The sequence below is a fragment of the Nocardia sp. NPDC057227 genome, assembly GCF_042669725.1.
Taxonomy (GTDB): Bacteria; Actinomycetota; Actinomycetes; order Mycobacteriales; family Mycobacteriaceae; genus Nocardia; species Nocardia asteroides_A.
Map to the genome: position 1 here is coordinate 366,707 of NZ_JBHUXA010000002.1, position 25,389 is coordinate 392,095.

The 25,389-nt window shown below is 70.6% G+C and carries 28 protein-coding genes; 12 read left to right on the top strand and 16 right to left on the bottom strand.

The features are described 5' to 3' along the window. Position 1: 1 nt before the first annotated feature. Positions 2 to 409 (bottom strand): VOC family protein, encoded by a 408-nt coding sequence (locus tag ACFUJ1_RS05010; protein WP_378642588.1) that lies wholly within the window; start codon positions 407 to 409, stop codon positions 2 to 4. A gap of 59 nt (positions 410 to 468) precedes the next feature. Here ACFUJ1_RS05010 and ACFUJ1_RS05015 point away from each other — a divergent pair, with 59 nt between their 5' ends. Genes ACFUJ1_RS05015 through ACFUJ1_RS05025 form a run of 3 tightly spaced genes read left to right on the top strand, consistent with a single transcriptional unit; the run spans position 469 to position 2,741 of the window. After that, on the top strand, positions 469 to 1,221 hold the full coding sequence (locus ACFUJ1_RS05015) for a TetR/AcrR family transcriptional regulator (protein WP_378642591.1): 753 nt from the start codon (positions 469 to 471) through the stop codon (positions 1,219 to 1,221). A gap of 54 nt (positions 1,222 to 1,275) precedes the next feature. Further along, positions 1,276 to 1,827 carry a carboxymuconolactone decarboxylase family protein gene (locus tag ACFUJ1_RS05020; protein WP_378642594.1) on the top strand — a complete coding sequence of 184 codons (552 nt, stop codon included), beginning with the start codon at positions 1,276 to 1,278 and terminating at the stop codon, positions 1,825 to 1,827. Between the two features lie 20 nt (positions 1,828 to 1,847). Then, positions 1,848 to 2,741 carry an NERD domain-containing protein gene (locus ACFUJ1_RS05025; RefSeq protein ID WP_378642596.1) on the top strand — a complete coding sequence of 298 codons (894 nt, stop codon included), beginning with the start codon at positions 1,848 to 1,850 and terminating at the stop codon, positions 2,739 to 2,741. Positions 2,742 to 2,745: 4 nt separating this feature from the next. Here ACFUJ1_RS05025 and ACFUJ1_RS05030 read toward each other — a convergent pair whose 3' ends face one another. From ACFUJ1_RS05030 to urtA, 6 genes are all read right to left on the bottom strand, one after another. Further along, positions 2,746 to 3,519: a GntR family transcriptional regulator gene (locus tag ACFUJ1_RS05030; protein WP_378642598.1), complete on the bottom strand. Its 774-nt coding sequence runs from the start codon at positions 3,517 to 3,519 to the stop codon at positions 2,746 to 2,748. A gap of 9 nt (positions 3,520 to 3,528) precedes the next feature. Then, complete coding sequence (urtE, locus tag ACFUJ1_RS05035) at positions 3,529 to 4,221, bottom strand: urea ABC transporter ATP-binding subunit UrtE (protein ID WP_378642601.1); 693 nt, start codon at positions 4,219 to 4,221, stop codon at positions 3,529 to 3,531. Next, complete coding sequence (urtD, locus tag ACFUJ1_RS05040; protein ID WP_378642603.1) at positions 4,205 to 5,044, bottom strand: urea ABC transporter ATP-binding protein UrtD; 840 nt, start codon at positions 5,042 to 5,044, stop codon at positions 4,205 to 4,207. Before urtD ends, urtE begins: the two co-directional genes overlap by 17 nt. Continuing rightward, positions 5,041 to 6,168: an urea ABC transporter permease subunit UrtC gene (gene urtC, locus ACFUJ1_RS05045; protein ID WP_378642606.1), complete on the bottom strand. Its 1,128-nt coding sequence runs from the start codon at positions 6,166 to 6,168 to the stop codon at positions 5,041 to 5,043. Before urtC ends, urtD begins: the two co-directional genes overlap by 4 nt. Further along, entirely contained in the window at positions 6,165 to 7,049 is an 885-nt protein-coding gene (urtB, locus tag ACFUJ1_RS05050; protein WP_378642608.1) for an urea ABC transporter permease subunit UrtB, read from the bottom strand. Before urtB ends, urtC begins: the two co-directional genes overlap by 4 nt. Before the next feature lie 69 nt (positions 7,050 to 7,118). Next, positions 7,119 to 8,381 carry an urea ABC transporter substrate-binding protein gene (gene urtA, locus ACFUJ1_RS05055; RefSeq protein WP_378642610.1) on the bottom strand — a complete coding sequence of 421 codons (1,263 nt, stop codon included), beginning with the start codon at positions 8,379 to 8,381 and terminating at the stop codon, positions 7,119 to 7,121. A gap of 271 nt (positions 8,382 to 8,652) precedes the next feature. Here urtA and ACFUJ1_RS05060 point away from each other — a divergent pair, with 271 nt between their 5' ends. Then, positions 8,653 to 10,482 carry an acyl-CoA dehydrogenase gene (locus tag ACFUJ1_RS05060; protein WP_378642612.1) on the top strand — a complete coding sequence of 610 codons (1,830 nt, stop codon included), beginning with the start codon at positions 8,653 to 8,655 and terminating at the stop codon, positions 10,480 to 10,482. Between the two features lie 3 nt (positions 10,483 to 10,485). Here the strand turns inward: ACFUJ1_RS05060 and ramB are convergent, their stop codons facing one another. Then, a complete protein-coding gene (ramB, locus tag ACFUJ1_RS05065; RefSeq protein WP_378642615.1) occupies positions 10,486 to 11,892 on the bottom strand; it encodes an acetate metabolism transcriptional regulator RamB in 1,407 nt (468 codons plus the stop codon). A gap of 105 nt (positions 11,893 to 11,997) precedes the next feature. Here ramB and ACFUJ1_RS05070 point away from each other — a divergent pair, with 105 nt between their 5' ends. The 4 genes from ACFUJ1_RS05070 (at position 11,998) to ACFUJ1_RS05085 (ending at position 15,448) form a co-directional block, all read left to right on the top strand. Next, the gene (locus ACFUJ1_RS05070; protein WP_378642617.1) at positions 11,998 to 13,578 is read left to right on the top strand and encodes an ATP-dependent DNA ligase; all 1,581 of its coding nucleotides are present in this window, start codon (positions 11,998 to 12,000) and stop codon (positions 13,576 to 13,578) included. A 68-nt stretch (positions 13,579 to 13,646) separates the two neighbouring features. After that, positions 13,647 to 14,813, top strand: a complete 1,167-nt coding sequence (locus tag ACFUJ1_RS05075; protein ID WP_378642620.1) for an anion permease — start codon at positions 13,647 to 13,649, stop codon at positions 14,811 to 14,813. Continuing rightward, positions 14,810 to 15,055 (top strand): hypothetical protein, encoded by a 246-nt coding sequence (locus ACFUJ1_RS05080; protein ID WP_378642622.1) that lies wholly within the window; start codon positions 14,810 to 14,812, stop codon positions 15,053 to 15,055. Before ACFUJ1_RS05075 ends, ACFUJ1_RS05080 begins: the two co-directional genes overlap by 4 nt. Before the next feature lie 9 nt (positions 15,056 to 15,064). Then, positions 15,065 to 15,448, top strand: a complete 384-nt coding sequence (locus tag ACFUJ1_RS05085) for a DUF3349 domain-containing protein (protein ID WP_378642625.1) — start codon at positions 15,065 to 15,067, stop codon at positions 15,446 to 15,448. An 88-nt stretch (positions 15,449 to 15,536) separates the two neighbouring features. On the opposite strand, the gene ACFUJ1_RS05090 is transcribed toward ACFUJ1_RS05085, so the two are convergent. Both ACFUJ1_RS05090 and ACFUJ1_RS05095 read right to left on the bottom strand, forming a co-directional pair. Beyond that, a complete protein-coding gene (locus ACFUJ1_RS05090) occupies positions 15,537 to 16,046 on the bottom strand; it encodes a GNAT family N-acetyltransferase (protein WP_378642628.1) in 510 nt (169 codons plus the stop codon). Beyond that, positions 16,043 to 16,831, bottom strand: a complete 789-nt coding sequence (locus ACFUJ1_RS05095; protein WP_378642630.1) for a GntR family transcriptional regulator — start codon at positions 16,829 to 16,831, stop codon at positions 16,043 to 16,045. The genes ACFUJ1_RS05090 and ACFUJ1_RS05095 overlap by 4 nt, the downstream gene beginning before the upstream one ends. A 63-nt stretch (positions 16,832 to 16,894) precedes the next feature. On the opposite strand from ACFUJ1_RS05095, the gene ACFUJ1_RS05100 reads away from it, so the two are divergent. Then, the gene (locus ACFUJ1_RS05100) at positions 16,895 to 17,341 is read left to right on the top strand and encodes a DUF4254 domain-containing protein (RefSeq protein ID WP_378642633.1); all 447 of its coding nucleotides are present in this window, start codon (positions 16,895 to 16,897) and stop codon (positions 17,339 to 17,341) included. Here the strand turns inward: ACFUJ1_RS05100 and ACFUJ1_RS05105 are convergent. Then, positions 17,307 to 17,489, bottom strand: a complete 183-nt coding sequence (locus tag ACFUJ1_RS05105; RefSeq protein ID WP_378642636.1) for a DUF397 domain-containing protein — start codon at positions 17,487 to 17,489, stop codon at positions 17,307 to 17,309. The two genes, ACFUJ1_RS05100 and ACFUJ1_RS05105, sit on opposite strands and share 35 nt — an antisense overlap. Then, positions 17,486 to 18,370 carry a DUF5753 domain-containing protein gene (locus tag ACFUJ1_RS05110; RefSeq protein ID WP_378642637.1) on the bottom strand — a complete coding sequence of 295 codons (885 nt, stop codon included), beginning with the start codon at positions 18,368 to 18,370 and terminating at the stop codon, positions 17,486 to 17,488. The genes ACFUJ1_RS05105 and ACFUJ1_RS05110 overlap by 4 nt, the downstream gene beginning before the upstream one ends. A 163-nt stretch (positions 18,371 to 18,533) precedes the next feature. Here ACFUJ1_RS05110 and ACFUJ1_RS05115 point away from each other — a divergent pair, with 163 nt between their 5' ends. Both ACFUJ1_RS05115 and ACFUJ1_RS05120 read left to right on the top strand, forming a co-directional pair. Continuing rightward, a complete protein-coding gene (locus ACFUJ1_RS05115) occupies positions 18,534 to 18,824 on the top strand; it encodes a hypothetical protein (protein WP_378642640.1) in 291 nt (96 codons plus the stop codon). Next, positions 18,821 to 19,375 carry a DUF4254 domain-containing protein gene (locus ACFUJ1_RS05120; RefSeq protein WP_378642642.1) on the top strand — a complete coding sequence of 185 codons (555 nt, stop codon included), beginning with the start codon at positions 18,821 to 18,823 and terminating at the stop codon, positions 19,373 to 19,375. Before ACFUJ1_RS05115 ends, ACFUJ1_RS05120 begins: the two co-directional genes overlap by 4 nt. A gap of 21 nt (positions 19,376 to 19,396) precedes the next feature. On the opposite strand, the gene ACFUJ1_RS05125 is transcribed toward ACFUJ1_RS05120, so the two are convergent. From ACFUJ1_RS05125 to ACFUJ1_RS05140, 4 genes are all read right to left on the bottom strand, one after another. Continuing rightward, entirely contained in the window at positions 19,397 to 20,308 is a 912-nt protein-coding gene (locus tag ACFUJ1_RS05125; RefSeq protein WP_378642958.1) for a PfkB family carbohydrate kinase, read from the bottom strand. A gap of 78 nt (positions 20,309 to 20,386) precedes the next feature. After that, a complete protein-coding gene (locus ACFUJ1_RS05130) occupies positions 20,387 to 21,061 on the bottom strand; it encodes a nicotinamide riboside transporter PnuC (protein WP_378642645.1) in 675 nt (224 codons plus the stop codon). 45 nt (positions 21,062 to 21,106) lie between these two features. Next, positions 21,107 to 22,123 carry an XdhC family protein gene (locus tag ACFUJ1_RS05135; protein ID WP_378642647.1) on the bottom strand — a complete coding sequence of 339 codons (1,017 nt, stop codon included), beginning with the start codon at positions 22,121 to 22,123 and terminating at the stop codon, positions 21,107 to 21,109. A gap of 319 nt (positions 22,124 to 22,442) precedes the next feature. Further along, entirely contained in the window at positions 22,443 to 23,594 is a 1,152-nt protein-coding gene (locus ACFUJ1_RS05140; RefSeq protein WP_378642649.1) for a lipase family protein, read from the bottom strand. 428 nt (positions 23,595 to 24,022) lie between these two features. On the opposite strand from ACFUJ1_RS05140, the gene aceA reads away from it, so the two are divergent. Beyond that, the gene (gene aceA, locus ACFUJ1_RS05145; protein WP_233020769.1) at positions 24,023 to 25,312 is read left to right on the top strand and encodes an isocitrate lyase; all 1,290 of its coding nucleotides are present in this window, start codon (positions 24,023 to 24,025) and stop codon (positions 25,310 to 25,312) included. Positions 25,313 to 25,389: the final 77 nt, after the last annotated feature.

Here is a 25,389-nt window from a genome sequence, read left to right on the forward strand (position 1 = left end):
CTCAGTGCTCCGGCCCGGTGCCTTCCGGGCCGGAGACCCACTGCACCAGCTGCAGCACGATGCCGTTCGGGTCCGTGAACTGGAAGTAGCGCTCGCCCCACTCCTCGGTCTCGATGGGGGTCTCGATCGGCGCGCCCGCCGCGCGCAGCCGGGCGTACTCGGCGTCGATGTCGTCCACCACGAACGCCACCAGCAACCCCTCGCCCGCGCTGCCCGCGATCCTGGCCGGTTTGAAACTGCCCAGCCCGGTCTTCAGGAAGACCAGGTCGAAACCCGCGTCCGCCCTGCTCAGCGCGATGTAGCCGTCGGCCGAGTTGTGCTCGGTGAAGCCGAGGTGCCTGATGGCGAAGTCGGCCGAGGCGCGCGGGTCGGGGACATTGAGCGAAACGCACGAAGCGGTGATGTGCACGAGACCTCCCATAAACTCTGTACTAAGTACTCTATACGTTGTACATGTAAGATCGGCGGATGGCAAGCGAGAAGAACGATCCGGCGCGCACGCTGGAGCTGCTCTGGCGCGAGCCGGGTGCGCGCCCGCGCGGCCGCGGCCCCAGGCAGCGCCGCAGCGTGGACGAGGTGGTGGCGGCGGCCGTCGCGCTGGCCGACGCGGACGGGCTCGGCGCGCTCACCATGCGCGCGGTGGCCGACCGGCTCGGCCTCACCCCGATGGCCACCTACACCTACGTGCCGGGCAAGGCGGAGCTGCTCGACCTCATGCTGGACAGCGTCTACGCCGCGATGGACCGCACCGACCCGGCCGGACTGCCCTGGCGCGCCCGGGTGCGCGCGGTCGCCGCAGGCAATCGCGCGCTGCTCGCCCGGCACCCCTGGGTGGCCGATCTCCCCGCCACCCGCCCGCCGCTCGGCCCCGGCCAGCTGGCCAAGTACGAGCACGAGCTCGCCGCCTTCGACGGCCTCGGCCTGGACGACGTCACCATGGACGCCGCGCTCACCCACCTGCTCGGCTTCGTCACCGCCGCCGCGCGGATCGGCATCGACCTGGCCCGCAATGCCGCCGCGACCGGCATGGACGACGCGCGGTGGTGGGCTCGGGTCGGCCCGGTGCTGGAACGGGTCATCGACCCGGCCCGCTACCCCCTCGCCACCCGCGTCGGCGCCGCAGCAGGCCAGGCGCACGACGCCGCCTACAGCGCCGAACACGCCTACGAGTTCGGCCTGAACCGCGTACTGGCCGGATTCGCCGACCTCATCGAGCCCTGACGGTTCGCGCCGCGAACCCCGCCCGGCGACACCCGGCAACTAAACTCACCCCCTATGAGCACCCCGCGGATCGCCCCCGGACGGCTGAGCGAACTCGGTCCGATCAACTGGCTCGTCTGGCAGGCGCTCTCCCGCGCCGCCGGGACCAGGGACGCGCAGCTGTTCAGCACGCTCGGCCGCACCCGCGGGCTGTTCCGCGGCTGGCTGCACTACTCCGGCAAGCTCATGCCGGGCGGGCGGCTGCCGCGGCACGAGGCCGAGCTGGTGATCCTGCGGGTGGCCCAATTGCGGGACTGCGACTACGAATACGACCACCACCTGCGGCTCGGCCGCCGGGCCGGGGTGACCCCTGAGATCGCGGAGCGGCTGCGCACCGGGCCGGGCGCCGACGGCTGGTCGGAGAAGCACCGCGCCCTGCTCGCCGCGGTGGACCAACTGGTCGCCGAGCGCGACCTGGACGACGCCACCTGGCAGGCGCTTGCCGCGCACTACGGCGAGCGCGAGCTCATCGAAATCGTCCTGCTGGTCAATCAATACGACGGTTTGGCCGCAACCATCACGACCCTCCGCATTCGGCGCGATACTTTGCCTGCACTGAAAAACTAGATCGTCGGGGGGACAACCTCATGCTGGTGCGGGTACGGCCCGGGGCGGAACTCTCCGGCGCCGAGCGGGAATTCGCGGAATGTCTCGGGGCCCTGCCGTCCACCGGGCTCGCGCTGCTCGACGTGCCGATCGGGGAGAGCGGTGGCGCCAGGCGGGTCGGGGCGGTGCTCTTCACCCCGACCGGGCTGACCGTGCTCGAGGTCTTCGGCTTCCGGCGCAGGCAGAGCGGCATCCTCACGGCCGTTCCCGGAAAGCCGTGGCTGATCAGCGATTCCCCGCTCGACCTGGAGCAGCAGGGCTCGGGCGACCTCGCGGACCGGGTGGAGCAGAGCGCCTACGCGGTGCGCGCGGCGCTGGAGCGCGGGCTGCGCGACCCCGGCCACGTCTGCGGGGCGGCGGTGCTCGTCCCGTTCCGCGGGGTGGTGGTGCGCCCGGCCCGCACCACGCTGCGGCCGGGGCTGGACGTGGTGGTCGGCAATGCCGCCGACACCACCGAACTCCGCATCTACCTGGAGAACTTCGCGAAGGGGCCGCGCACCTGGACCGCCGACGGGGTGCTCGGCGCCTGCCGGGAACTCGGCGCGGGGGAGGCGGTGCCGCCGCGCGCCGAGCTGCTCGCCGCCGGCTTCGACCAGTCGCCGGAGCAGCAGCGGCCGTCGGTGATCCCGCCGCCGGTGGTGCCCCGGGTCGCGCCGACCCCGCGCGAACCGCACCGGCACCACCGCAGCACCACCTGGGCCATCATCCTGGCGGCGCTGCTCGGGCTCTTCGTGGTCTTCGGGGTGGTCGCGACCGCGCTGATCCACGACGACGGCGACACCGGGGAGCCGGTCGCGCCCAGCGCCACCAGCACCCCGCCGCCCGCTTCCAGCACGCGGCCGCCGGCCTGCTTCCCACTGCAACCCGACTGCTGAGCGGTCAATCTCGCACTGCGCGCGCCAGTTTCGTGTATTCCATGGCCTGTTCGGCGCGGAGCCGGACGTGCGCGCGCGAGGTGTCGATGTGGGTGGTGAGCGCGCGCAGTGCCGCATCCAGGTCGCCGGCGAGCAGGTGCTCGGCGACCGTGATGTGCTCGGCGGTCATCACCGCGATCCGCTCGGGGTTCGGCAGGTCCATGGTGCGCACCGGGCGCACCCGCTCGTACACGGTGTGCAGCGCATCGGCCAGCGCCGGGTTCCCCGCGGCGCGCAGCAGCGTCAGGTGGAATCGCTCGTCCGCGGCGACGAGCGCAGGGCCCGGCTCCGGCGGATCGTCGCGCAGCAACTGCCACACCGCGAGTTCGGCCCGTACCTCCGTGAGGTCGTGCCGGGGAAGAGTCGCCGAGGTTTCGCCCGCATCCAGCGGTGCGTCGGTCCTGGACGCGCCGGCGGCCCTGCCCTCGGCAGCGGCAATTACCCCGGCGGGGCCGGGCAGCGCCCGCTGCAATCCCCGCGCCTCGAGCACGATGCGCAGCTCGTACAGGTTGTCCAGCTCGTCCAACCGGGGCCGGAACGGGTACAGCCCGTCGGCATGCCGCTGCACCAGCCCGTCGGCGAGCAGCCGGGCCAGCGCCTCCCGCACGGGGGTGCGGGAGACGCCGTACCCGGCGGCCAGCCGCTCCTCGCGGAGCCGCTCGGTGGCGGGCAGCGCGCCGCCCGCGAGGTCACGCCGCAGTGCGTCGTAGACCTGCTCGCGCAGCGGAATCCGCGCCATGGCAGGCGCTCAGATCGCCATGGCGGAGCGGACCGCGGTCTCCGCGCCTGCCCCACCCTCCCCGCTGGAGCTGATCCGGCCGGACTGCAACACGTAGTAGTGCTGCGCCGCCTGCAACGCGAAGCCGATGTGCTGCTCGACCAGCAGCACGCTCAGCCCGCCGCGCCCGGTCAGCTCGATGATGGTGCGTTCGATCTCGGCCACCACCGAGGGCTGGATGCCCTCGGTCGGCTCGTCCAGGATGAGCAGCTTCGGCTCGGTGATCAGCGCCCGCGCGATGGCGAGCTGCTGGCGCTGGCCGCCGGAGAGCAACCCGGCCTTGCGCGGTAGTAGTTCGCGCAGCGCGGGGAAGAGGTCGAGCGCCTCGTCGATCAGCGCCTTGCCGCGCTTGCGGCCGTCCGCCACCACCTGCAGGTTCTCCATGGTGCTGAGCTGGCCGAAGCTCTGCTGCCCCTGCGGCACGTAGGCGATGCCGCGGCGCACCCGCTTGGAGGGGGCGAGCTTGGTGATGGTCTCGCCGTCGAAGGCGATCCGCCCGGATTTCACCCCGATCAGCCCGACCGCGGTGCGCAGCAGGGTGGTCTTGCCCGCGCCGTTGTGGCCCATCACCGCGACGACGCTGTCGTCGGGGACGGTCAGCGTGGCGCCGTGGATCACCTCGGTGCGGCCGTAGCCGGAGCGCACGTCATCGAGCTCGAGCATCGTCGGTCTCCTCTTCGGCGGCGATAGTGGTGACATCGCTCAGATCGGCTCCGGTGCTGTCGATCTCGGCGGCCGTGCCGAGGTACACCTCCTGCACCTTCGGGTCGGCCTGCACCTGCTCGACGCTGCCCTCGCTGAGCAGCTTGCCGCCGGCCAGCACCGTCACCGAGTTGGCGAAGGCACGCATGAAGTCCATGTCGTGCTCGACCACGACGACGACCCGCTCGCCGCCGATCCGGCGCAGCAGGTTCCCGGTCTCCTCGCGCTCCTCGGCGCTCATGCCCGCGACCGGCTCGTCCAGCAGCAGCACGGTGGCGTTCTGCACCAGCAGCATGCCGATCTCCAGCCACTGCTTCTGGCCGTGCGCGAGCACCCCGGCGGGCTTGTCCCGCAGCGCGGTGAGGCCGGTGGTCTCCAGCGCCTCCTCGATGGCGGGCAGCACCCCCTTGCGGGTGCGCAGCAGGGTCAGCGCCGAGCGGCCCGCGCCCGCCGCGATGTCCAGGTTCTGCAGGACGGTGAGCTGCTCGAACACGCTCGCCGTCTGGAAGGTCCGCCCGATCCCGGCGCGCGCGATCTGGTGCACCTTCTTGCCGAGCAGCTCGACCCCGGTCTTCTGCACCGACCCGGTGCCGGGCACGAGGCCGGTGATGGCGTCGATCAGGGTGGTCTTGCCCGCGCCGTTCGGGCCGATCAGGAAGCGCAGGTCGCCCTGCAGCACGGTCAGATCCACCTCGGTGACGGCCTTGAAGCCGTCGAAGCTCACCGAGAGGCCGCGCACCTCCAGGTACTCGGCGGACATCCCCGCCTTGGCCGGTGCACTCATGGCGCCGCCACCTTCTCTCGTTCGGGGGCCGCGGGCTCCGGCTCCGGCTTGCGCCGGAACCGTCCGAAGTCGACGCGGCCCTTGAGCATCGGCCAGATTCCGGCCAGCCCGGCCGGGATGAAGCCGACCACCACGATGAACAGCACGCCCTGCAGGTAGGTCCAGCCGGACGGGAACTGCTCGGAGAGCGAGGTCTGCGCCCAGGCGACGCCGATCGCGCCGAGCACCGGCCCGAGCAGCGTGGTGCGGCCGCCGATCGCGACCCCGATCAGGAAGGCGATGGAGGGGACGACGCCGATGTCGGCGGGCGAGATGATCCCGACGATCGGCGTGAACAGCGCCCCCGCGATCCCGGCGAAGAACGCCGCCACCACGTACGCCACGATCTTGATATTGGCCGGGTCGTAGCCGAGGAAGCGAACCCGCTCCTCCTGGTCGCGCACCGCGACGAGCAGCTCGCCGTAGCGGCTGCGCATGAGCTGGCGCACGATCGCCACCACCACGAGCAGCGTGCCCGCGGCAATGAAGAACAGCATCTGCCGGTTCGCCGGGTCGGAGAGCTTGAAGCCGAAGAAGGCGCGGAAGTCCGACAGCCCGGTGAAGCCGCCGAGCGCCTGCTGCCCGGTGAGCAGGATCGCCAGCGCGGCCGCCAGCGCCTGGCTCAGGATCGCGAAGTACGCGCCCTTCACCCGGCGCTTGAACACCCCGTACCCGAGCACCGCCGCGACCAGCGCGGGGATCACGAGAATGCCGAGCAGCGCGACCGGAGCCGAGGCGAACGGCACCCAGAGCGCGGGCAGCTCCCTGATCCCGGAGATGTCCATGAACTCGGGCACGTCGTTGCCGAGCCGCTCGGCATCGGCCAGCTGCAGGTGCATGGCCATGATGTAGGCGCCGATCCCGAAGAACACGCCCTGGCCGAGGGTGAGCATGCCGCCCCGGCCCCAGGCCAGCCCGATCCCGGCCGCCACGATGGCGAAGCAGAGGAACTTGGCGAGCAGGTTCAGCCGGAAGTCGCTGAGCACGGCCGGGGCCACCGCGAAGAGCAGCACGGCGGCCACCGCGAAGCCGGCCAGCGTGGTGACCCTGGAGTTCGCGCGCCACCGTTGGATGAGCGTGGTCATGCCAGACTCCTTGTCCGGACGGTGAAGAGCCCCTGCGGCCGGACCTGCAGGAAGATCACGATGATCACGAAGACGATCACCTTGGCGATCGAGGCCGTTGTGGAGTACTCGATGAACGAATTGAGCAGCCCGAGCGCGAACGCGGCGATCACCGTCCCCTTGATCTGCCCGAGCCCGCCGATCACGACCACCAGGAAGGCGTCGATCAGGTAGCTCTGCCCGATGGTCGGGCTGGTCGAGCCGATCAGGGTGAGCGCGACGCCGGCCACGCCGGCCAGCCCGGAGCCGATGAAGAAGGTGCTGATATCGGTGAACCGGCTGGAGACGCCGCTGGTCTCGGCCAGGCTGCGGTTCTGCACGACGGCCCGGATCCGCCTGCCGAGCGGGGTGGTCTTCAGCGCGACGGCCAGCGCCGTCACCGCGAGGATCGCCAGCACCAGGATGAAGATGCGGGTCTTCGGCACCACCGCGCCGAGAATGGTGACGCCGCCGCTGAGGAACTCCGGCACCAGCACGTTCTTGGCCGGGGCGCCGAAGATGTCGCGGGCCAGCTGCTGCAGCACGAGCCCGACGCCGAAGGTCACCAGCAGGGTGTCCAGCGGCCGGTCGTACATCCAGCGGATGAGCCCCATCTCCAGCGCGGCGCCGAGCAGGCCGCCGACCAGGAAGCCGATCACCAGCGAGATGAGCAGCGAGACGCCTGCCGAGGAGACCACCGTCTGCACGACGTAGGTGGTGTAGCAGCCGGCCATGATGAACTCGCCGTGCGCCATGTTGATGACGCCCATCTGTCCGAAGGTCAGCGAGAGGCCGAGCGCGGCGAGCAGGAGAATCGATCCGAGGCTCAGCCCGGTGAAGAGCTGGCCGATCATGACGTCCATCGAGGAGTACCCCCTTCGGGATCGAGCCGGTGCGGGGCGGCAGCGCCGCCCCGCACCGGTGTCGGGGAGTTACTTCAGGCCGTCGGCCCAGGGGTAGGACTCGAGGTACGGGTCCGGCTTGATCGGCGTGCCCGAATCCCAGACCGTGTAGATCAGGCCGTCGGGGCGGATCTCGCCGATCCGGGCGGTCTTGGTGATGTGGTGGTTCTTGCCGTCGATGGTGACCGGCCCCTCGGGCGCCGCGAAGCTGACGCCGTCGGCCGCGCCCTGCACATCGGCGACCGCGAACGAGTTCGCCTTCTCCACCGTGTTCTTCCACAGGAAGACCGAGGCGTACGCCGCCTCCATCGGGTCCGAGGTGGGCTTGTCCGCACCGAAGGCGGCCTTGTACGCGGCCACGAACGCCTTGTTCTCCGGCGAGTCGACGGTCTGGTAGTAGTTCCAGGCGGTCAGCTGGCCCGCGATGTTCTGCGCGCCGATGCCCGCGACCTCCTCCTCGGCGATCGACACCGAGACCACCGGCATGTCGGCGGCCTTGAGCCCGGCGTTGGTGTACTCGCGGAAGAAGGCGACGTTGGAGTCGCCGTTCAGGGTGTTGAAGACGGCGTCCGCGTCTGCGGTGCGCACCTTGTTGACGATGGTGGAGAAGTCGGTGGAGCCGAGCGGGGTGTAGTCCTCACCCTTGATCTCGATCCCGTTCGCCGCCGCGTACGCCTTGATCTCGCGGTTCGCGGTCTGCGGGAAGACGTAGTCCGAGCCGACCAGGTAGAGCGACTTCACGCCCTTCTGCTTCAGGTAGTCGAGCGCCGGGATGATCTGCTGGTTCGTGGTGGCGCCGGTGTAGAAGATGTTCTTGCTGTCCTCCAGCCCCTCGTACTGCACGGGGTAGTAGAGCAGCGAGTTCAGGCTCTCGAACTTGGGCTTCATGGCCTTGCGGCTGGACGAGGTCCAGCCGCCGAAGACCGCGGCCACGCAGTCCGAGCTGATCAGCTTCTCGGCCTTCTCCGCGAAGGTCTTCGGGTCCGAGGCGCCGTCCTCCAGGACGATCTGGATCTGCTTGCCGAGCACGCCGCCGGCCGCGTTGATCTGGTCCACCGCCAGCTTGGTCGAGTTCGCCACGGTGACCTCGGAGATCGCCATGGTGCCGGAGAGCGAGTGCAGCGAGCCGACCTTGATGGTCGGCTGCGACGTGTCGACGCAGGACGCGGCATCCGAGCCGCTTGTCGAGGCGTCGTCCTTGGCGCCGCAGGCGGTCACCAGGAGTCCGGCGAGTGCGATCGCGGCCGGCACCGCGACTGCACGACGCAGTCGTTTCGAACGGGAATCTGACATGGGGGCGAACCCTTCTCCTCATCGAACAAGCCGAATACGCCCACGTCAGGATGTATACAGAGGCCGTATCCGCGATGAACGGTAGGCCGCTTCTGTTGCCGAGGAATATCTGTCGGTGACGAATTCGTTGCCGATGTTTCGCCCGTGTGAAACCTTGCCGAGACCGCGCTGTGACCGGCGGTGAGCGGCGTCCGCCGCCTACGGTTGCGTAGCCCGAAGTCCCTGCGGCAGGCTGCGGAAAATGTCAATCGCGGTTGGGTCAGGAGGAGCGGTGGGCCACTACAGGGCGAATCTGCGGGACATCGAGTTCAACCTGTTCGAGGTGTTCGAACTCGACAAACTGCTCGACACCGGCGCCTACGGCGACCTCGACTCCGAGACCGCGCGGGCCATCCTGGACGAGGTGCGCAGGCTGGCCGAGGGGCCGGTGGCGGAGTCCTTCGCCGCCGCCGACCGCGAGCCGCCCACCTTCGACCCCGCCACCGGCGACGTCTCGGTGCCGGAGCCGCTCGCCCGCTCGGTGCGCGCGGTCTACGACGCCGGGTGGGGCGCGCTCGCGCTGCCAGAGGGCATGGGCGGCACCCCCGCCCCCGCGGTGCTGGCCTGGGCGGTGAACGAGATGATCACCTGCGCCAACTCGTCGGCGGCCTTCTACACCATGGGCGCGGTGATGGCGAAGGTGCTCTACACCGTCGGCACCGAGCAGCAGCAGCACTGGGCGCGCGAGGGCTTCGCGCGCGGCTGGCAGGGCACCATGGTGCTCACCGAGCCGGACGCGGGTTCCGACGTCGGCTCCGGCCGCACCAAGGCGGTCCAGCAGCCGGACGGCACCTGGCACATCGACGGCGTCAAGCGCTTCATCTCCGGCGCCGACCTGGGCGATCTCACCGAGAACATCTTCCACCTGGTGCTCGCCCGCCCCGAGGGCGCGCGGCCGGGCACCAAGGGGCTCTCGCTCTTCTACGTGCCCAAGTTCCACTTCGACCCGGAGACCCTCGAGCTCGGCGCGCGCAACGGCGTCGTCGTCACCGGCCTCGAGCACAAGATGGGGCTCAAGTCCTCGCCCACCTGCGAACTCACCTTCGGCGGCAACGGCGTGCCCGCGGTCGGCTGGCTGGTCGGCGAGGTGCACGACGGCATCGCGCAGATGTTCCAGGTGATCGAGAACGCGCGCATGATGGTCGGCGTCAAGTCCACCGGCACGCTCTCCGCCGGCTACCTGACCGCGCTCGACTACGCCAAGCAGCGCGTGCAGGGCGCCGACCTCACCAAGATGGCGGACAAGGCCGCGCCGCGGGTCACCATCACCCACCACCCGGACGTGCGGCGCAGCCTGGCCATGCAAAAGGCGTACGCCGAGGGGCTGCGCGCGGTCTACCTCTACACGGCGGCGCACCAGAACGAGGACGTTGCGCAGCTGGTCTCCGGCGCCGACGCGGACACCGCCGCCCGGGTGAACGACCTGCTGCTGCCGATCGTCAAGGGCGTCGGCTCCGAGCGCGCCTACCAGTACCTGACCGAATCGCTGCAGACCCTGGGCGGCTCGGGGTACCTGCAGGACTACCCGATCGAGCAGTACATCCGGGACGCCAAGATCGACTCCCTCTACGAGGGAACCACCGCCATCCAGGCCCAGGACTTCTTCTTCCGCAAGATCATCCGGGATCGCGGGGTCGCGCTCGGCCACGTCGCGGGGCAGATCCAGGGCTTCCTCGAGGTGGGGACCGGGCGGCTGGTCCGGGAGCGCGCCCTGCTCGCCACCGCGCTCGCCGACGTACAGGCGATGGCGGGCATCCTGACCGGGTATCTCGGCGCGTCGCAGCAGGACTCGGCCGAGCTGTACAAGATCGGGCTCGGCTCGGTGCGCTTCCTGCTCGCCGTCGGCGACCTGCTCATCGCCTGGCGGCTGCTGGTCCAGGCGGAGGCCGCCGCGGCCGCGCTGGCCACCGAGCCGCCCGCGGCCGACCGGGACTTCTACACCGGCAAGATCGCCGCGGCGCAGTTCTTCGCGCGGAATGTGCTGCCCGGGCTGACCGCCGTCCGCGGGGTGCTCGCCGAGCTGGACAACGACATCATGGAGCTGGACGAAGCCGCCTTCTGACCGCTACTGCAGGACGTACGGCGAGACCGAGCTGCGGTGCTCGCTGATGTCCAGCTTCTTGCCGAGCGGCGGAAAGGCGCGCTGCGGGCAGTTGGCCCGCTCGCACACCCGGCAGCCCGCCCCGATCGGGGTCGGCTGCACCTCGGGCAGGTCGATGCCGTCGGCGTAGACCACCCGGCCCGCGTGCCGCAGCTCGCAGCCGAGGCCGATGGCGAAGGTCTTGCTCGGCTGGCCGTAGCGGGTCGCCCTGCGTTCCACCGTGCGCGCCACCCACAGGTATTTGCGGCCGTCCGGCATCTGCGCGATCTGGGTCATGATCTTGCCCGGGTAGGCGAAGGTCTCGTAGACGTTCCAGAGCGGGCAGGTGCCGCCGCTGGAGGAGAAGTGGAAACCGGTCGCGGACTGCCGCTTCGACATATTGCCCGCCCGGTCCACCCGGACGAAGGAGAACGGGACCCCGCGCAGCTCCGGCCGCTGCAGCGTGGAGAGCCGGTGGCAGACGGTCTCGTAGCTCTGCGTGAAGAAGGCCGAGAGCCGCTCGATGTCGTACCGGAAGTCCTCGGCGACCTCGTGGAAGTGCGTGTACGGCAGCACGATCGCGGCGGCGTAGTAGCTGGCCAGCCCGAGCAGGGCCAGCTTGCGGGCGTCGTCGGAGGCGAAGTTGCCCTCGTCGACCAGCTTCTCCATCAGCTCGCCGCACTCGAAGTAGGCCAGCTCCGCCGCGAGCTTGAAGCTGCGCTGCCCGCCGGAGAGGTGCGGCGCGATCTCCAGCAGCTTCTCCGCCGGGTCGTACCGGTGCAGCACGCCCTCGCCGAGATCGATCCGCTCCGCGATCCGCACCCCGTGGCCGCGCAGCATCCTGGCCACCTCGATGTTCACGTCGGCGCCGTGGAAGCGGATCCGGGTGGTCAGGTCCTCGGCGGCGGTGTCCAGCTCGTGGATGTAGTTCTGCCGCTGGTAGAAGTAGTCGCGCACCTCCTCGTGCGGCTTGCTGATGGCGCCGCTGCCCGAGCCGTCGGAGAACCGGTCCTCGGTGGCCGCGGCCAGCTGGGCGGAGGTGTTGCGGTACCGGTTGTGCATGGCGACGAGGGCGCGGGCCATGCTCGGGTGCGCCGAGACGATGTCCGCGATCTCCTTGGTGTCGGCCTCGATGCCCAGCTCCTGATCCAGCACCACCTCCTGCAGCTCGGCGATGAGGCGCGTGTCGTCCTGCGAGGAGAAGAAGGTGGCGTCGACGCCGAACAGCTCGCTGATCTTGAGCAGCACCGGTACGGTCAGCGGGCGTACATCGTGCTCGATCTGATTGAGGTAGCTCGCCGAGATCTCCAGCTTCTGCGCGAGCGAGACCTGGCTCAGCCCTCGCTCGGTGCGCAGCTGGCGGAGCCGCGCGCCGACGTAGGTTTTAGCCATGCGGCCGAGTCTACGAACTGATTAGCAGTCCGGCCATAACGGAGTTAGCAATGCTGGTCACAGCACCGGGGTTTGCTGTCGGTGCCTGCGGCTAGATTCGAGTACGTGCTGTTCGCCGATGTCGTGCGGGTCTCGGAGAGCGTGCGGGCCACCCGATCACGGAAAACGAAGACCGAAGCGCTCGCCGAGGTGTTGCGCGCCGCCGGGGAAGACGCCGAACTCGCGGCTGTGACCGCGTGGCTCTCCGGTGAGCTGCGCCAGGGCCGGATCGGGACCGGGTGGCGCACGCTGTCCGGGCTGGATGTGGCCCCGGCCGAGGAACCGCGACTCTCCGTGGCCGAGGTCGACGCCGCCTTCACCGAGCTGGCCGGGATCTCCGGCGCCGGCTCGGCGGCCCACCGGAAGGAGCTGCTCACCGAGCTGTTCGGCAGCGCGACCTCCGCCGAGCGCGAGTTCCTGATCCGCCTGCTCACCGGCGAACTGCGCCAGGGCGCGCTCACCGCACTGGTCGCCGAGGCAGTCGCCAAGGCCGAGGGCATCCCGGTGGCCGCGGTGCGCCGCGCGCACATGCTCTGCGGCGAGCTGCCGCTCACCGCCGTCACCGCCCGCCGCGGCGGCGCGGCCGCGCTGGCCGAGTTCCGACTGGAGGTCGGGCGCCCGGTGCAGCCCATGCTCGCCGCGCCCGGCGCCAGCCTGGAGGAGGCGCTCGGCGAGTTCGACGGCGAGGTCGGCCTGGAGCACAAGCTGGACGGCGCCCGGATCCAGGTGCACCGCGACGGCGACGAGGTCAGCGTCTACACCCGCACCCTGCGCGACATCACCGCGAGCGTGCCCGAACTGGTCCGCCTGGTCCGCGCGCTGCCGTGCACCTCGGTGGTGCTGGACGGCGAGACCCTCGCGCTCACCGACGCGGGCCGCCCGCGCCCGTTCCAGGAGACCATGAGCCGCTTCGCCATCCTGGAGCCGGCGGACGGTGCTGCCCGCCCGGTCCCGGCGGGCAGCGACGACCCCGCCGTCCGCCCGGTCGCCTCCACCCGCGAGCTCCTCCTGCACCCCTACTTCTTCGACTGCCTGCACCTGGACGGCCGCGACCTGCTCGACGCCCCGCTCGCCGAGCGCAGGCAGGCGCTGGAGCAGGTCGCCGCCGAGCACTGCATCCCCGCGCTGCTGCGCCCCGACGCCGAGACCGCCGCCGAGTACTTCGACGGCGCGCTCGCCGCCGGGCACGAGGGCGTCATGGTCAAGTCGCTGACCGCGCCGTACGCCGCGGGCAGGCGCGGAAGGGCCTGGCAGAAGATCAAGCCGACGCACACCGTCGACCTGGTGGTCCTCGGCGCCGAGTGGGGGTACGGCAGGCGCACCGGCTACCTCTCCAACCTGCACCTCGGCGCCCGCGACCCGGACGGCGGCGAGCCGATCATGGTCGGCAAGACCTTCAAGGGCCTCACCGACGCCCTGCTGCACTGGCAGACCGCGGAGTTCCCCCGGCACGAGCGCGCCAGGGACGAGCACACCGTGCTGCTGCACCCGGCGCTGGTGGTGGAGATCGCGCTGGACGGGGTGCAGACCAGCACCCGCTACCCCGGCGGCGTCGCGCTGCGTTTCGCCAGGGTGGTGCGGTACCGGCCGGACAAAACGCCCGCCGAGGCGGACACCATCGATGCGATCAGGGCCCTGCTGCTGTGACCCATTACCCATTCACAACGATGGGCAAACTGGTGGTAAATGCAGGGTGAACCCGCCACACTGTGGAGGTGTCCGTAGAGCTCCTGGTTCTCGTGATCGTCGTGATCACCGCGCTCGCCTTCGACTTCACGAACGGGTTCCACGACACCGCCAATGCGATGGCCACCTCCATCGCGACCGGGGCGCTGCGGCCCCGGGTGGCGGTGGCGCTCTCCGCCGTGTTGAACCTGATCGGCGCCTTCCTCTCGGTGGCGGTGGCCGCGACGGTGGCCAAGGGCATCGTCCGGCTCGATGCCGTCAGCGGGCAGGAACTGCTCGTCATCGTCTTCGCCGGACTCGTCGGCGGCATCCTCTGGAACCTGCTGACCTGGCTTTTCGGGCTCCCATCGAGTTCATCGCACGCGCTGTTCGGTGGGCTCATCGGCGCCACGCTCGCGGCGCTCGGCTGGAGCGGGGTGATCTGGCAGGCCGGGTCGGACGGCGTGCTCGCCAAGATCGTCGTACCCGCGCTGCTCGCGCCGGTGGTGGCAGCGCTGGTCGCCGCGCTCGGCACCCGCGCCGTCTACCGGATCACCAGGGGGGCCGACGCCGATACGGTCCGGACCGGCTTCCGCTGGGGGCAGATCGGCTCCGCCTCGCTGGTCTCGCTGGCGCACGGCACCAACGACGCGCAGAAGACCATGGGCGTGATCTTCCTCGCGCTTGTCGCCAACGGCACACTCACAGCTAACGATGAAATGCCGCTCTGGGTGATGGCGGCCTGCGCCGTCGCCATCGCGGCAGGCACCTACCTGGGGGGCTGGCGAATCATCCGCACACTGGGCAGGGGGCTGGTCGAGATCGACTCCCCGCAGGGGCTGGCGGCCGAGAGCTCCGCCGCCGCCATCATCCTCACCTCCGCGCACTTCGGGCTGCCGCTCTCCACCACGCAGACCGCCACCGGCTCGATCCTCGGCAGCGGGCTCGGCAAGGGCGCCGAGGTGCGCTGGCGGGTCATGGGGCACATGGCGGTGGCCTGGTTGCTCACCCTGCCGATGGCCGGGCTGGTCGGCGCGGTGTGCTGGGCGGTGGCGCACTTCGTCGGCGGGCTGCCCGGGGTGCTCGTGGTCTTCACCGTGCTGATCGCGCTCGCCACGCTCATGTACCTGCGCTCCCGGCGCGCGCCGGTCACCGATGCCAATGTCAACGAGTGGCCGGGCGACCGGCTGCCCGCCGCCGACCGGGAGTCCGCGTGAACACCGTCGTCACCAACCTGAACGCGCTGCTCGAGGTGGTGCTCGCCGGCATCGTCTTCGGCGCCGGGCTGCCCGCCGTCTTCGCCTTCGGCGTGCGCTTCTACGCCGTCGGCGGCGCCCTCGCGCGGGCGGGCGCGTACGCCTGCTTCGGGATCGTCGTCGCCGCCGTCGTCTGCGGGGTGCTGTGGGTCGCGAAGGCGTTCCTCGCGGCAAAGCTCGGCGTGCACATCTTCGGCGCCTGAGGGGATTCGATGAGCGACCGAACCGGCCTACTGCGCCGCATCGTCGACTGGCTGCGCACCGGGTACCCGCAGGGCGTCCCGCAGTCGGACTACGTCGCGCTGCTCGCCGTCCTGCACCGCGACCTCACCGACACCGAGATCGTACTGGTCGCCGAGGAACTCGCGCGCGGCCGCGGCCGCACCGACATCACGGCGACGGACATCGCCGCCGCCATCGGCGACCTGGCCAAGGAGAAGGCGGGCCCCGACGACATCGCGCGGGTCGCCGCGCACCTCGCCGCCACCGGCCGCTCGCTCGCGCCCCCGCTCGCCGCCCCGGAGCGGAAATCGGCCGGTGCCGCCTGCGAGGGGGCAGCGGCACCGGCCGTCGCGCCGGACGATCAGGGCAGTTGATCCGCTCCGGCGGTGATTCCGTCGTCCGATGACGACGCAGTCCATCCTGCTCGCCGTTGCTCCGAATTGCTCGGCATACCCCTGTGAATCAGCTGGGAGCCGCATAGCACTGCGCGCCCGTTTCTCCGCCCTCCCCGAAGTGGTGGGTCACGGTGCCGATGTGCTGCCAGCCGAGCCGCTCGTACAGCCGGATGGCGGCTCGGTCCTTGTCCATGACATCGAGCACGAGCCGCTTGTCCCGGTCGGTCGCGTAGGCCATCGCCGTGCGCACGAGTCGTTCGCCGACACCGTGATTCCGGCCCGCGGTGCCGACGAAGAGGCGGCCGAATACCAGCACCCGCGTAAGCGGCTCCGCCGTTCGTTCGAGCCAGAGCCGCGCAGCGTCGTCGGCAGTTGTCGCCGCGCAGACCAGCGCGTGCCCGACCACCGCCCCTTCGACCTCGCCGACCCACGCTTCGACGGCGTTACCCGGGGTCAGCCAGGAAATCGGCTCGGCAACACCTTCGACCGGATATCCGTCGGTTCGGTGCACCTCGACCAGAAGCCGGGCGCAAGCCTCGAGGTCGGTCGCCGCTCGCGGGCGCACGGTGACGGTCAACGGTCCTCCACGGGCATGTTGTAGTCCACAGCGTTGAGATCGGCGCGCATGATGAAATGCGTGACCTCAAATGGCTGATCATCCTGGTCGATTCCGGTGTGCAGCACTTCGAGGACCGGGACTCCGTCGGGGATCGCCAACCCGCGGACCTCGTCCGGTGACGGCATCCGAGCGGACACCTCCTCCCGGATCCGGGTGATCCGATGTCCGCGTTCCTCGAAACGCGCATACAGGCTGCCCTTGCCCAACTGCGCCGAGCTCGCCAGGACCGAGTCCTCCGCGACCGCCCACGGAATGTAGGTCACGCCGACCTGCACGGGCTCGTCGTCGGCGTAGTACCAGTTCTCCCGGCGGGCCACGGTGCCGCTCTCCGGATCGAGGCCGAGCCGAGCTGCCACTCGCTCCGGTGGCGCAACCCGGGTGATCGACGTGCAGTCGACCCGCGCCACCCTGCCCTGCTCCGCGACCTCGGCCCGGAAGGGCGACAGCCCGGTCCGCTCCCGCAGCTGATTCGAATACCGGCTGCTCCCGAATCGCAGGAGCCGCTGCGGTTCCCGAACGAATACGCCTTTGCCGTGCACCGCTGTGACCAGCCCTTCGTCCGCGAGAAGCCGCACGGCCTCCCTGGCGGTATTGCGCGCTACACGATGAGTCTCGGCGAGTGCCCGCTCGGACGGGAGGCGTGCGCCGGGGCCGAGTTCGCCCGTAGCGATGGCGTGGCGCAGTTCCCCTGCCAGTCGCTTGCTCGCGGGTACAGCTCGCGCCGTCGGGTCAACGTCGCTCATGTTGCCCAACGCTACTGGCTCGAGCCACCTCTTGACGAGCTGTCCGATCGGGGTCGTACGGCGATGTTCCAGCTCCCGCCATCGGCGGAGGAGCTGTGCGCGGCGATCAGGGGGCATCACGTGGGCCCGCATCCGGTAGCCCGTCTCGCGACCGAACTCGGAGCGCTGTACCAGGAGCTCGAATTTCCCGGTAGGCGAGAGGAACTCATCTCTTCCGTCGACACCTGGGCGGCGCGTCACCTACCCGCGCCTCGCGCCGACGCCCGCCCATCCGGCGAGACTCTCGGCGTAGTCGTCGACCGCATCGCCTATACGCAGGTCCGGGCCTATCACCTGCTCATGACCGCCGACGACCTCGCGGCACTCCGCGTGCACGCGGCCTGGTTCCGGCTGGCCGAGCTGGCAGACAGCTACGCCGACCTGGTCACGGCCTTCGGCCGTCGCGGGCTGCGGTTGCCCGACGACCGCGATCCGGTCAGCGAAGTGCGCCCGCCCGAATGGCTGCGGTGAATGCCGTCCACTCATGTGCGGGCCAGCTCAGAACCGGGCTCCCGCTCGGCGATTTGCTGTCGCGCACCTCGACGCGCCCCGTGCGGAACCGCACCTCAACGCAGGTCTGCCGATCACTCGAGTACGACGAGACGAACCATTCGCTCATCGCGCACCGTCCAACGCCGCGGCCCGATCCAGGATCAGGGCAAGCGATTCGACCTGCCCGAGCGCTTCGCGGTGCATGCGCTCGAAGAGGTAGGTGAGGTCGCGGACCCGGTTCTGGTTGCGCGCCGGATCGTCCACGACGGTCTCGCCGAAGACGGCCGACTCGTACCAGGCGAGCGTCGGCAGCTTGGGCCGGTCGAAGTCGAGCAGGTGGAATGTCGATCCCGCGGGCACGAAACCCGCGTCGGCGAAGGGGATCACGCGGAGGTCGACCGTCGCCGGGTGCTCCTCCGCCACCACGACCAGGTGCCGTAGCTGCCTGGCGAGCACCTCGGGCCCGCCGAGCTGCTGGTGCAGCACCGCCTCGCCGAGCACGACGGTGAGGTGCAGCGGATCCTCCGCGTCGGTGAGCCGGCGCTGCCGGGTGAGCCGCGCCCGCACCCGCTCCTCCGCCTCGACCGGCGCGACGGTGGCGCTGCGCGAATTCATCAGCGCGCGAATGAATTCCTCGCCCTGGAGCAGCCCGGGCATCATCACGCTCTCATAGCTGCGGATGGTGTGCGCGCCCCACTCCATGCCGTAGTAGCGGGTGAGCTCCTCGTCGAAGAGCCCGGGATGCGCGGCCCACCAGCCGCGTTGCCGCGCGGCCTCGCGCAGGGCGAGGAATTCGTGCTGTTCGCTCTCGTCGATCTCCAGGATGTCGAGAAGCTGTTCGAGTTTGTCCTCGGGCACCAGATTCCGCTCGTTCTCGATGTGCGACCAGTAAGCGGCCGAGACGTCGAGCTGCGTGGTGAGTGCAGCGGCGCCGATACCGAGCTCGAGGCGCCGCTGCCGCAAGCGCCGTGCCAGCTCCCAACGCGCGACCGCGGGTGACAAGGGCATGGCGGGATCCTACTGCCGCCTGCCGTTGGACTTCTTATCGTAAGTTGACTTGTATAGTTTACGACAGTAGCGTGGCTGCTGTCACACGGTCTCGTCACCGTCGGGGCCGGGGGAGAGCAAGGGGTTAGGGGCTATGTCCGTACATGTCATCGATGGTCGCTGGATGGTGACCGAACGAAGCAGACATCAGGCCAGACGCGTGGCCGAGGACAGCTGGGTCGTCTCGTATCTGCGCGGGCGCACGCTCACCACCGAGCAGGCGACGGCCGCCATGCGCACCGTCGAGGAACTGGCGTCGCTGCAGGCGCTGACCCTGCTGCTCGGCCTCACCGCGCTGGAAGCGGTCACCCTCGCCGTCAATGAATCGCCATGGGAGAAAGGCCGTCTCGGCGAGTCCGGGCGGCGCTTCGGCTGGTCATCGGCCGCGCGGCCACTTCAGGGGGCGGCGAGATGAAGCACGCGGTCCTGCCCGCCAAAGATGCTCTGCTGCTTGCCTGTCGAGTAGAGCCCCGCGACGACCACCCCCTCCTCCGCGGCATCCACCTACTGGCCGGGCTGCACGAGCGCCGACTGCGCGAGGAAGTGGACGCGACCCACTTCCACGCCGGCCGCCAGACCCTTGCCCTCGCGATCGACCACTGGGTCGCCGCCGAACTTCCCGTCCCGCGCGGCGGCGCTCGCATGCACACCGAAACCCTCGGCTCCGTCCTCGACCGCCTGGCCGAGCACTGCGCCCTCGCGCACGCCGCCCTCTCCTCCGCCCCGAAGGGGCAGGTGCACGAGGCCTGGGAACTCCTCGCCGAACTCGCCCTCGGCTACCAGGACCTCGCCATCGACCTCACCGCCGGCTCCCGCCGCCTCCCCGCCATCCCCGGTGCCCGCACGAGATCGAACCGCGCCGATGCCTCGAGTACGAACATCGAATGCTTGTTTTCCCGCCAGCGACGGCCGGTCTCCCTAGCGGAGGCCGGTCGTTCTGCATCGAAACTCGCACTCAGCGCGTGACTTCCGATGTCGGCGCCGGTACTACGGCAGCGGTGACGGCTCCGCTTCGGTGACGACGACCTCGGACAAGACCCGCTCCCGCAACGCCCGATCGATCTCCCCGGCCGCCGGAACGACCACCGCGGCAGCGGAGGTGGCGACAGCGTCGGTGAGCAGGGCAGGCCAACCGGGGGACGGGGTGTGCGAGAGGGCGGCGATCACCGCGGCGGTGGCGGCATCGCCCGCACCGGTCGGGTTGCCCGCGGGTGGGTCGGGGAGCCGGGCCCACCAGCATCCGTCGGGGGTGCGGGCAACCAGGTCGGCGGGGCCGCGGACGGCGACGACGCCCGCGGCCCCGCCTGCGATCAACCGCTCGGTGGCGGGGAGCAGCGCGTCGAGGTCGCCGCTGCCTCCGGTCAGGTCGGCGAAGCTGCCGCAGAGCACGACGCCTGGCACTCGGGCGGCCAGCCGCAGCGCTTCGCCGCTGAGGTCGCAGACGGTGGGGACGCCCGCCTCGATCGCGGCGGTGGCGAGTTCGGCGGGTAGCGAGTCCTCGATGCCGATCGGCAGGGTTCCGGCGATCACCAGCCCGGTGCTGCCGGGGAGCAGGCCCCGGATGCGGACCGAGAGCTGGTCGGCGGCGTGCGGATGGGAGACCCGCGCGCCGGGCTCGGCGAATTCGGTGGCGGTGCCGTCGGCGGATTCGCCGATCATCAGGGTGCGCCGGACCCAGGGGAGTGCGAGCACGAAGTCGTTCGGCAGCTCCAGCTCGGCGGCGGCGGCGAAGGCGTGATCGGCGAAGCCGGTGGCCCTGGCGTAGCGGCCGAGCTGGTTCAGCACCCGCGTGACATTGACCCCCTTGCCCCCGATGCGCTGCTCCACCGAGCTCACCCGGTGCGCCCCGCCGCGCTCCAGCCGCTCCACCCGATAGGTCGTGTCGTACGCGGGACTCATTGTCACGGTGAGGATCACGTCACCCACTCTCCACGCCTGAGCAGCGGGCGCAAGCGGGAAGCGCCGCCGACCGGCGAATCAGCCCGCTCCGGCCGGGGCATTGGCGAGCGGGGTCACCGCGGGGCGCATGCTGCGCACCCACACGACGAAGCCCCACACCACGAACCCGGCGTACACCAGATAGAGCACGGCAGACGGGTAGTACCCGGCCTTCAGCAGCAGCGGCACCCCCACCAGATCGACCCCGATCCAGATCAGCCAGAACTCGGCCAGCCCGCGCGCCATCCCGTAGGTGGCGAGCACCGAGCCGGTGAAGATCCACGCCTCGGCGAGCGGCCCGTACGAGCCGATTCGCGCGAAGAGCACCGCGAACACCCCGGTGCCGACGACCATCGCGAGCCCGAGCAGCACCCGCTCCCGCCCGGTCGCCCAGCGCGGCAGCACCGCGGGCGCCCCGCCGCCGCGGCTCCGGTACCAGCGCCACCACCCGTACACCCCGACCGCGAGGAAAACCAGCTGCCGCCCGGCCTGCCCGGCCATGTTCACCTGCTGCGGCGTATTGAAGACGCCGCCGACGAACACCGTGAACAGCAGCCCGTTCCCGACGATCCCGACCGGCCACGCCCACACCCGGCGCCGCATGCCGCCGACGGCCGAGGCCAGCCCGAAACCGTTGCCGATGATCTCGCGCCACAGGATCGCGGAGCCGCCGATGTGCAGCTCGGCCTCCAGCAGCGTGCTGAGTGGATTCACCCCGGGTGCAACCACCCGGGGGCGCCGAACCATCCGCGCCCGGCGCTACCCGCTCAGCCCGACGGCGGCCCGCTCCGACCAGGAGGCGCGCCGCTCCGCCTGCCCGCCGCGCGCGGCGAGCAGCTCGGCGGTGATGAAGACCGCGGTCTCGGCCGGGTTCCGCGCGCCCATGGTCAGCCCGGCCGGGATGTGCAGCTTGGCCAGCGTGCGCTCGTCGAACCCGCCCGCGCGCAGATCGTCCAGCCTGCGGGCGTGCGCGGTGGCGGAGCCGAGCGCCGCCAGGTAGCCGAGCGATGGCAGCCGGAGCGCGACGGTGAGCAGCGGAATCTCGAACTTGGGCTCGTGCGCGAGCACGACGATGCCGGTATCGCTCTCGATCTCGCCCTGCGCGGCCAGCGTGTTCAGGAAGCGGTGCGGCCAGTCGCAGACCACCTCGGCGCCGGGGAACGACTCCGGCACCGCGAACTCCGGCCGGGAATCGCAGATCGTCACCCGGCAGCCGATCAGCCTGGCCTGCGCGGTGAGCGCGGCGGCGTAGGCGTTCGCGCCGAAGACGATCAGCCGCGGCGGCGGCGAGAACGACGAGACGAAGACGTCCGACTCCGGGAGCGCGACCAGCTCGGTGGCGTGCTTCTTGTCGGTGATCAGATGCTGCCCGATGACGTCCGGGTCCGGATTCCAGACCACCGTGAAGACGGTGACCCGCCGGTGCGCGGCGATCTCCGCGGCCACGGTCGGGAACTCGGGGAAGGTCCAGCGGGAGAACGGCTCGATGAAGATGTCGACGGTGTCGTCGCCGTCCGAGGCGGTCTCCACCCCGGAGAGCACATCGAACCGGTGCAGTGCCCGATGCCCGGTTCTGGTCGCGCGCAGCGCCCCCTCGAAAACCGCCTCCTCCAACCGGCCGGAGGCGATCGATCCGAATACACCCCCCTCCGGATCGATCAGCGTGGCGGCCCCCACCGGCAACGAGGTGGAGCCGACAGCGCGCACGATGGTGGCCAGTCCGCCGGTCCGGCCCGAATGCCAGACCCGCAGCAGGTCGTCGACGATGTCGCGCATCAGCTTGCTCCGATCAGCGTGCGGCCGCGGGCGGGCAATCGTGATCGACACCCGTCCCCAAGTCGTCGCACGTGACGCACACCATATCGTCCCCACGGGACAAATAGGGGTGTGCTCCGGAAACTCCTCGGATCCGCACGCGCACCGTTCCACCGGCATTGTGTTCGAGCACAGTCCGGCGCTCGGAGTAAGCCATCTTCGCGACGGTATTCGAGCGGGATTGCGCCCGGGTTACGGGCAGTGAGCCGGGGGCTGTCCCCGGGCCGTCGCGGGCCGCGCCACGGGGTTGCTCGGTGGTAGCGGGCGGCTATGGGTCGAGTCAGCCGCCGAAGAGCTCGCGGACGAACGGCGTGGAGTCGGGGAGGGAGGCGTTCACAGTTCCGCTGTGGTCCTCGAAGTAGGTGTGCAGCCGGATCGGCTCGCCCTTCGCGGCGGTGACCGCGGCCCAGCGCAGCGCCTGCGGGGTCACCACGTCGGTGTCGTAGAGCCCCTGGCCGATGAAGAGCGGGCGGTCGTAGCCGGAATCCGGCAGCCCGAACTGGCGGGCCAGCACACCGAAGGCATCCGGCAGGCTCGCGAGCGGCCTCGCGAACAGGTCGCCGATGGCGACGCCGCGCAGCTCGTCGGAGAAGGGCTCGATGCAGCTGGTGCCCGCGCGGGCGAGCAAGTTCCTGCCCTCGTCGGTGAGCAGCCCCGCGATATCGAGCTCGGGGTGGGTCTGGCGCAGCCCGTCGAGCACGTAGAGCACGTAGGCGGTGAGGTGGGTGCCGATCGGGACCGGCGGCACGTTCGGGCCGAGCGCGAGGAACACCTCCTCGAGATACGCGGGCAGCCCGGTCGCGACGGCGCCGCGGTAGTCGAGCTCGGGCCCGCCGAACTCGGTGGCGTAGCGCGCGGTGAAGACCGCGGCCCCGCCGCCCTGCGACTGGCCGACAACGGCCCAGCGGTTGGACAGCTCGGGGTAGCGGGTGTGCGCGGCGCGCACCGCGTCGACCACGTTGTGTGCGGCGACCCGGCCGTTCAGGTACGGATGGTCGCCGGGCACGCCGAGCCCGGCGTAGTCGGCGGCCACCACCGCGTAGCCCTGCTCCAGCCAGGTGCCGAGGTAGGAGCGGTCGCGCTCGACCGCCGACGGGCCGCCGACGCTGTACGCGCAGTCGTCGCCGAGGCCGACGGTGCCGTGCGCCCAGGCGATCACCGGCCAGCCGCCCGCCGGAGCGGGCCCGGCCGGGAAGTAGACGGCCGCGCTCGCCGTCGCAGGCGTTTCGCCGACGGTCGTGCTCCGGTAGAGGAGCCGGGCCGTGCCCGCGGCTCCCGGCATCGCCGCCGCCGCGGGCAGCGGCTCGACCGAGAGCGGCGTGCCCGCCGCGGGCTGCGCGGCGGCGGGGCCCGCGGCGAGGGTGGCGGCGCAGGCGAGCGCGCAGGCGCTCGCGGCGAGTGCGCGCACCGGCGCGGTCCAGGGGTTGCGCATCGTGCTCCTGTCCGGTGGATCTCGCCGCGGCGACGATCCGCCGCGGATACCCGTCCGAGTCTGCCGCACGGCGGGCGCGGGTGCGCACCGCGCTGTGAAGGTGCTCACAGTGCGGGAGGGGGACCCCACGGCTCGGCCGAACCGCCCGCGGCGCCAAACAGTACGAGCGTTACGCTGAAACCGCACGTCAGACCTACCGTTGGGTAGCTTCGCTCTTTGCAATCGAGCGGCTAATTTCGCAGGCTTAACAGATGACCTCGCAAAGCTAGCTCGAATTCACAATAACTACAGGTAGACGCCAGTTTTGTGATGTGCAATCGTGTGGAAGTACACCCCCAGGGCCTAGCAAGCCTGTAAAGCGACTCGCCAGCAGATCGAACGGCTAGCCCGTACCGGCGAGTACCAACAGACGAGAAAGTGGAGTAGAGATGTCGACCACCGGCACCCCGAAGACCGCTGCGGAAATCCAGCAGGACTGGGACACCAACCCGCGCTGGAACGGCGTCACCCGTAACTACACCGCGGACCAGGTGGTGAAGCTGCAGGGCACCGTCGTCGAGGAGCACACCCTCGCCCGCCGCGGCTCCGAGATCCTCTGGGATCTCGTCACCAACGAGGACTACATCAACTCGCTCGGCGCCCTCACCGGCAACCAGGCCGTGCAGCAGGTGCGCGCCGGCCTCAAGGCGATCTACCTCTCCGGCTGGCAGGTCGCAGGCGACGCGAACCTCTCCGGCCACACCTACCCGGACCAGAGCCTCTACCCGGCCAACTCGGTGCCGCAGGTGGTGCGCCGGATCAACAACGCGCTGCTGCGCGCCGACGAGATCGCCAAGGTCGAGGGCGACAACACCGTCGGCAACTGGCTGGCCCCGATCGTGGCCGACGGCGAGGCCGGCTTCGGCGGTGCGCTGAACGTCTACGAGCTGCAGAAGGCCATGATCGCGGCCGGCGTCGCCGGCTCGCACTGGGAGGACCAGCTGGCCTCGGAGAAGAAGTGCGGCCACCTCGGTGGCAAGGTGCTCATCCCGACCCAGCAGCACATCCGCACCCTGACCTCGGCCCGCCTCGCGGCCGACGTGGCGGGCGTGCCGACCGTGGTCATCGCCCGCACCGACGCCGAGGCCGCGACCCTGCTGACCTCCGACGTGGACGAGCGCGATCGCGAGTTCCTGGACGGCACCCGCACCGCCGAGGGCTTCTACGGCGTGAAGAACGGCATCGAGCCCTGCATCGCCCGCGCCAAGGCGTACGCGCCCTACTCCGACCTGATCTGGATGGAGACCGGCGTGCCGGATCTCGAGGTCGCCAAGCGGTTCGCCGAGTCGGTGCGCAGCGAGTTCCCGGACCAGCTGCTCGCCTACAACTGCTCGCCCTCCTTCAACTGGAAGGCGCACCTGGACGACGCGACCATCGCGAAGTTCCAGAAGGAGCTCGGCGCGATGGGCTTCAAGTTCCAGTTCATCACGCTGGCCGGCTTCCACTCGCTCAACTACGGCATGTTCGACCTGGCGCACGGCTACGCCCGCGAGGGCATGACCGCCTTCGTCGACCTGCAGGAGCGCGAGTTCAAGGCCGCCGAGGAGCGTGGCTTCACCGCCATCAAGCACCAGCGTGAGGTCGGCGCCGGCTACTTCGACAGCATCGCCACCACCGTCGATCCGAACACCTCGACCGCCGCTCTGAAGGGCAGCACCGAGGAAGGCCAGTTCCACTGAGCTGCGCCACGGGAACGCTCAGTTCCCTTGCAGGGGTTCGGGGTTCGTAGAACCCCGAGATGATCTCCTACCTCGGG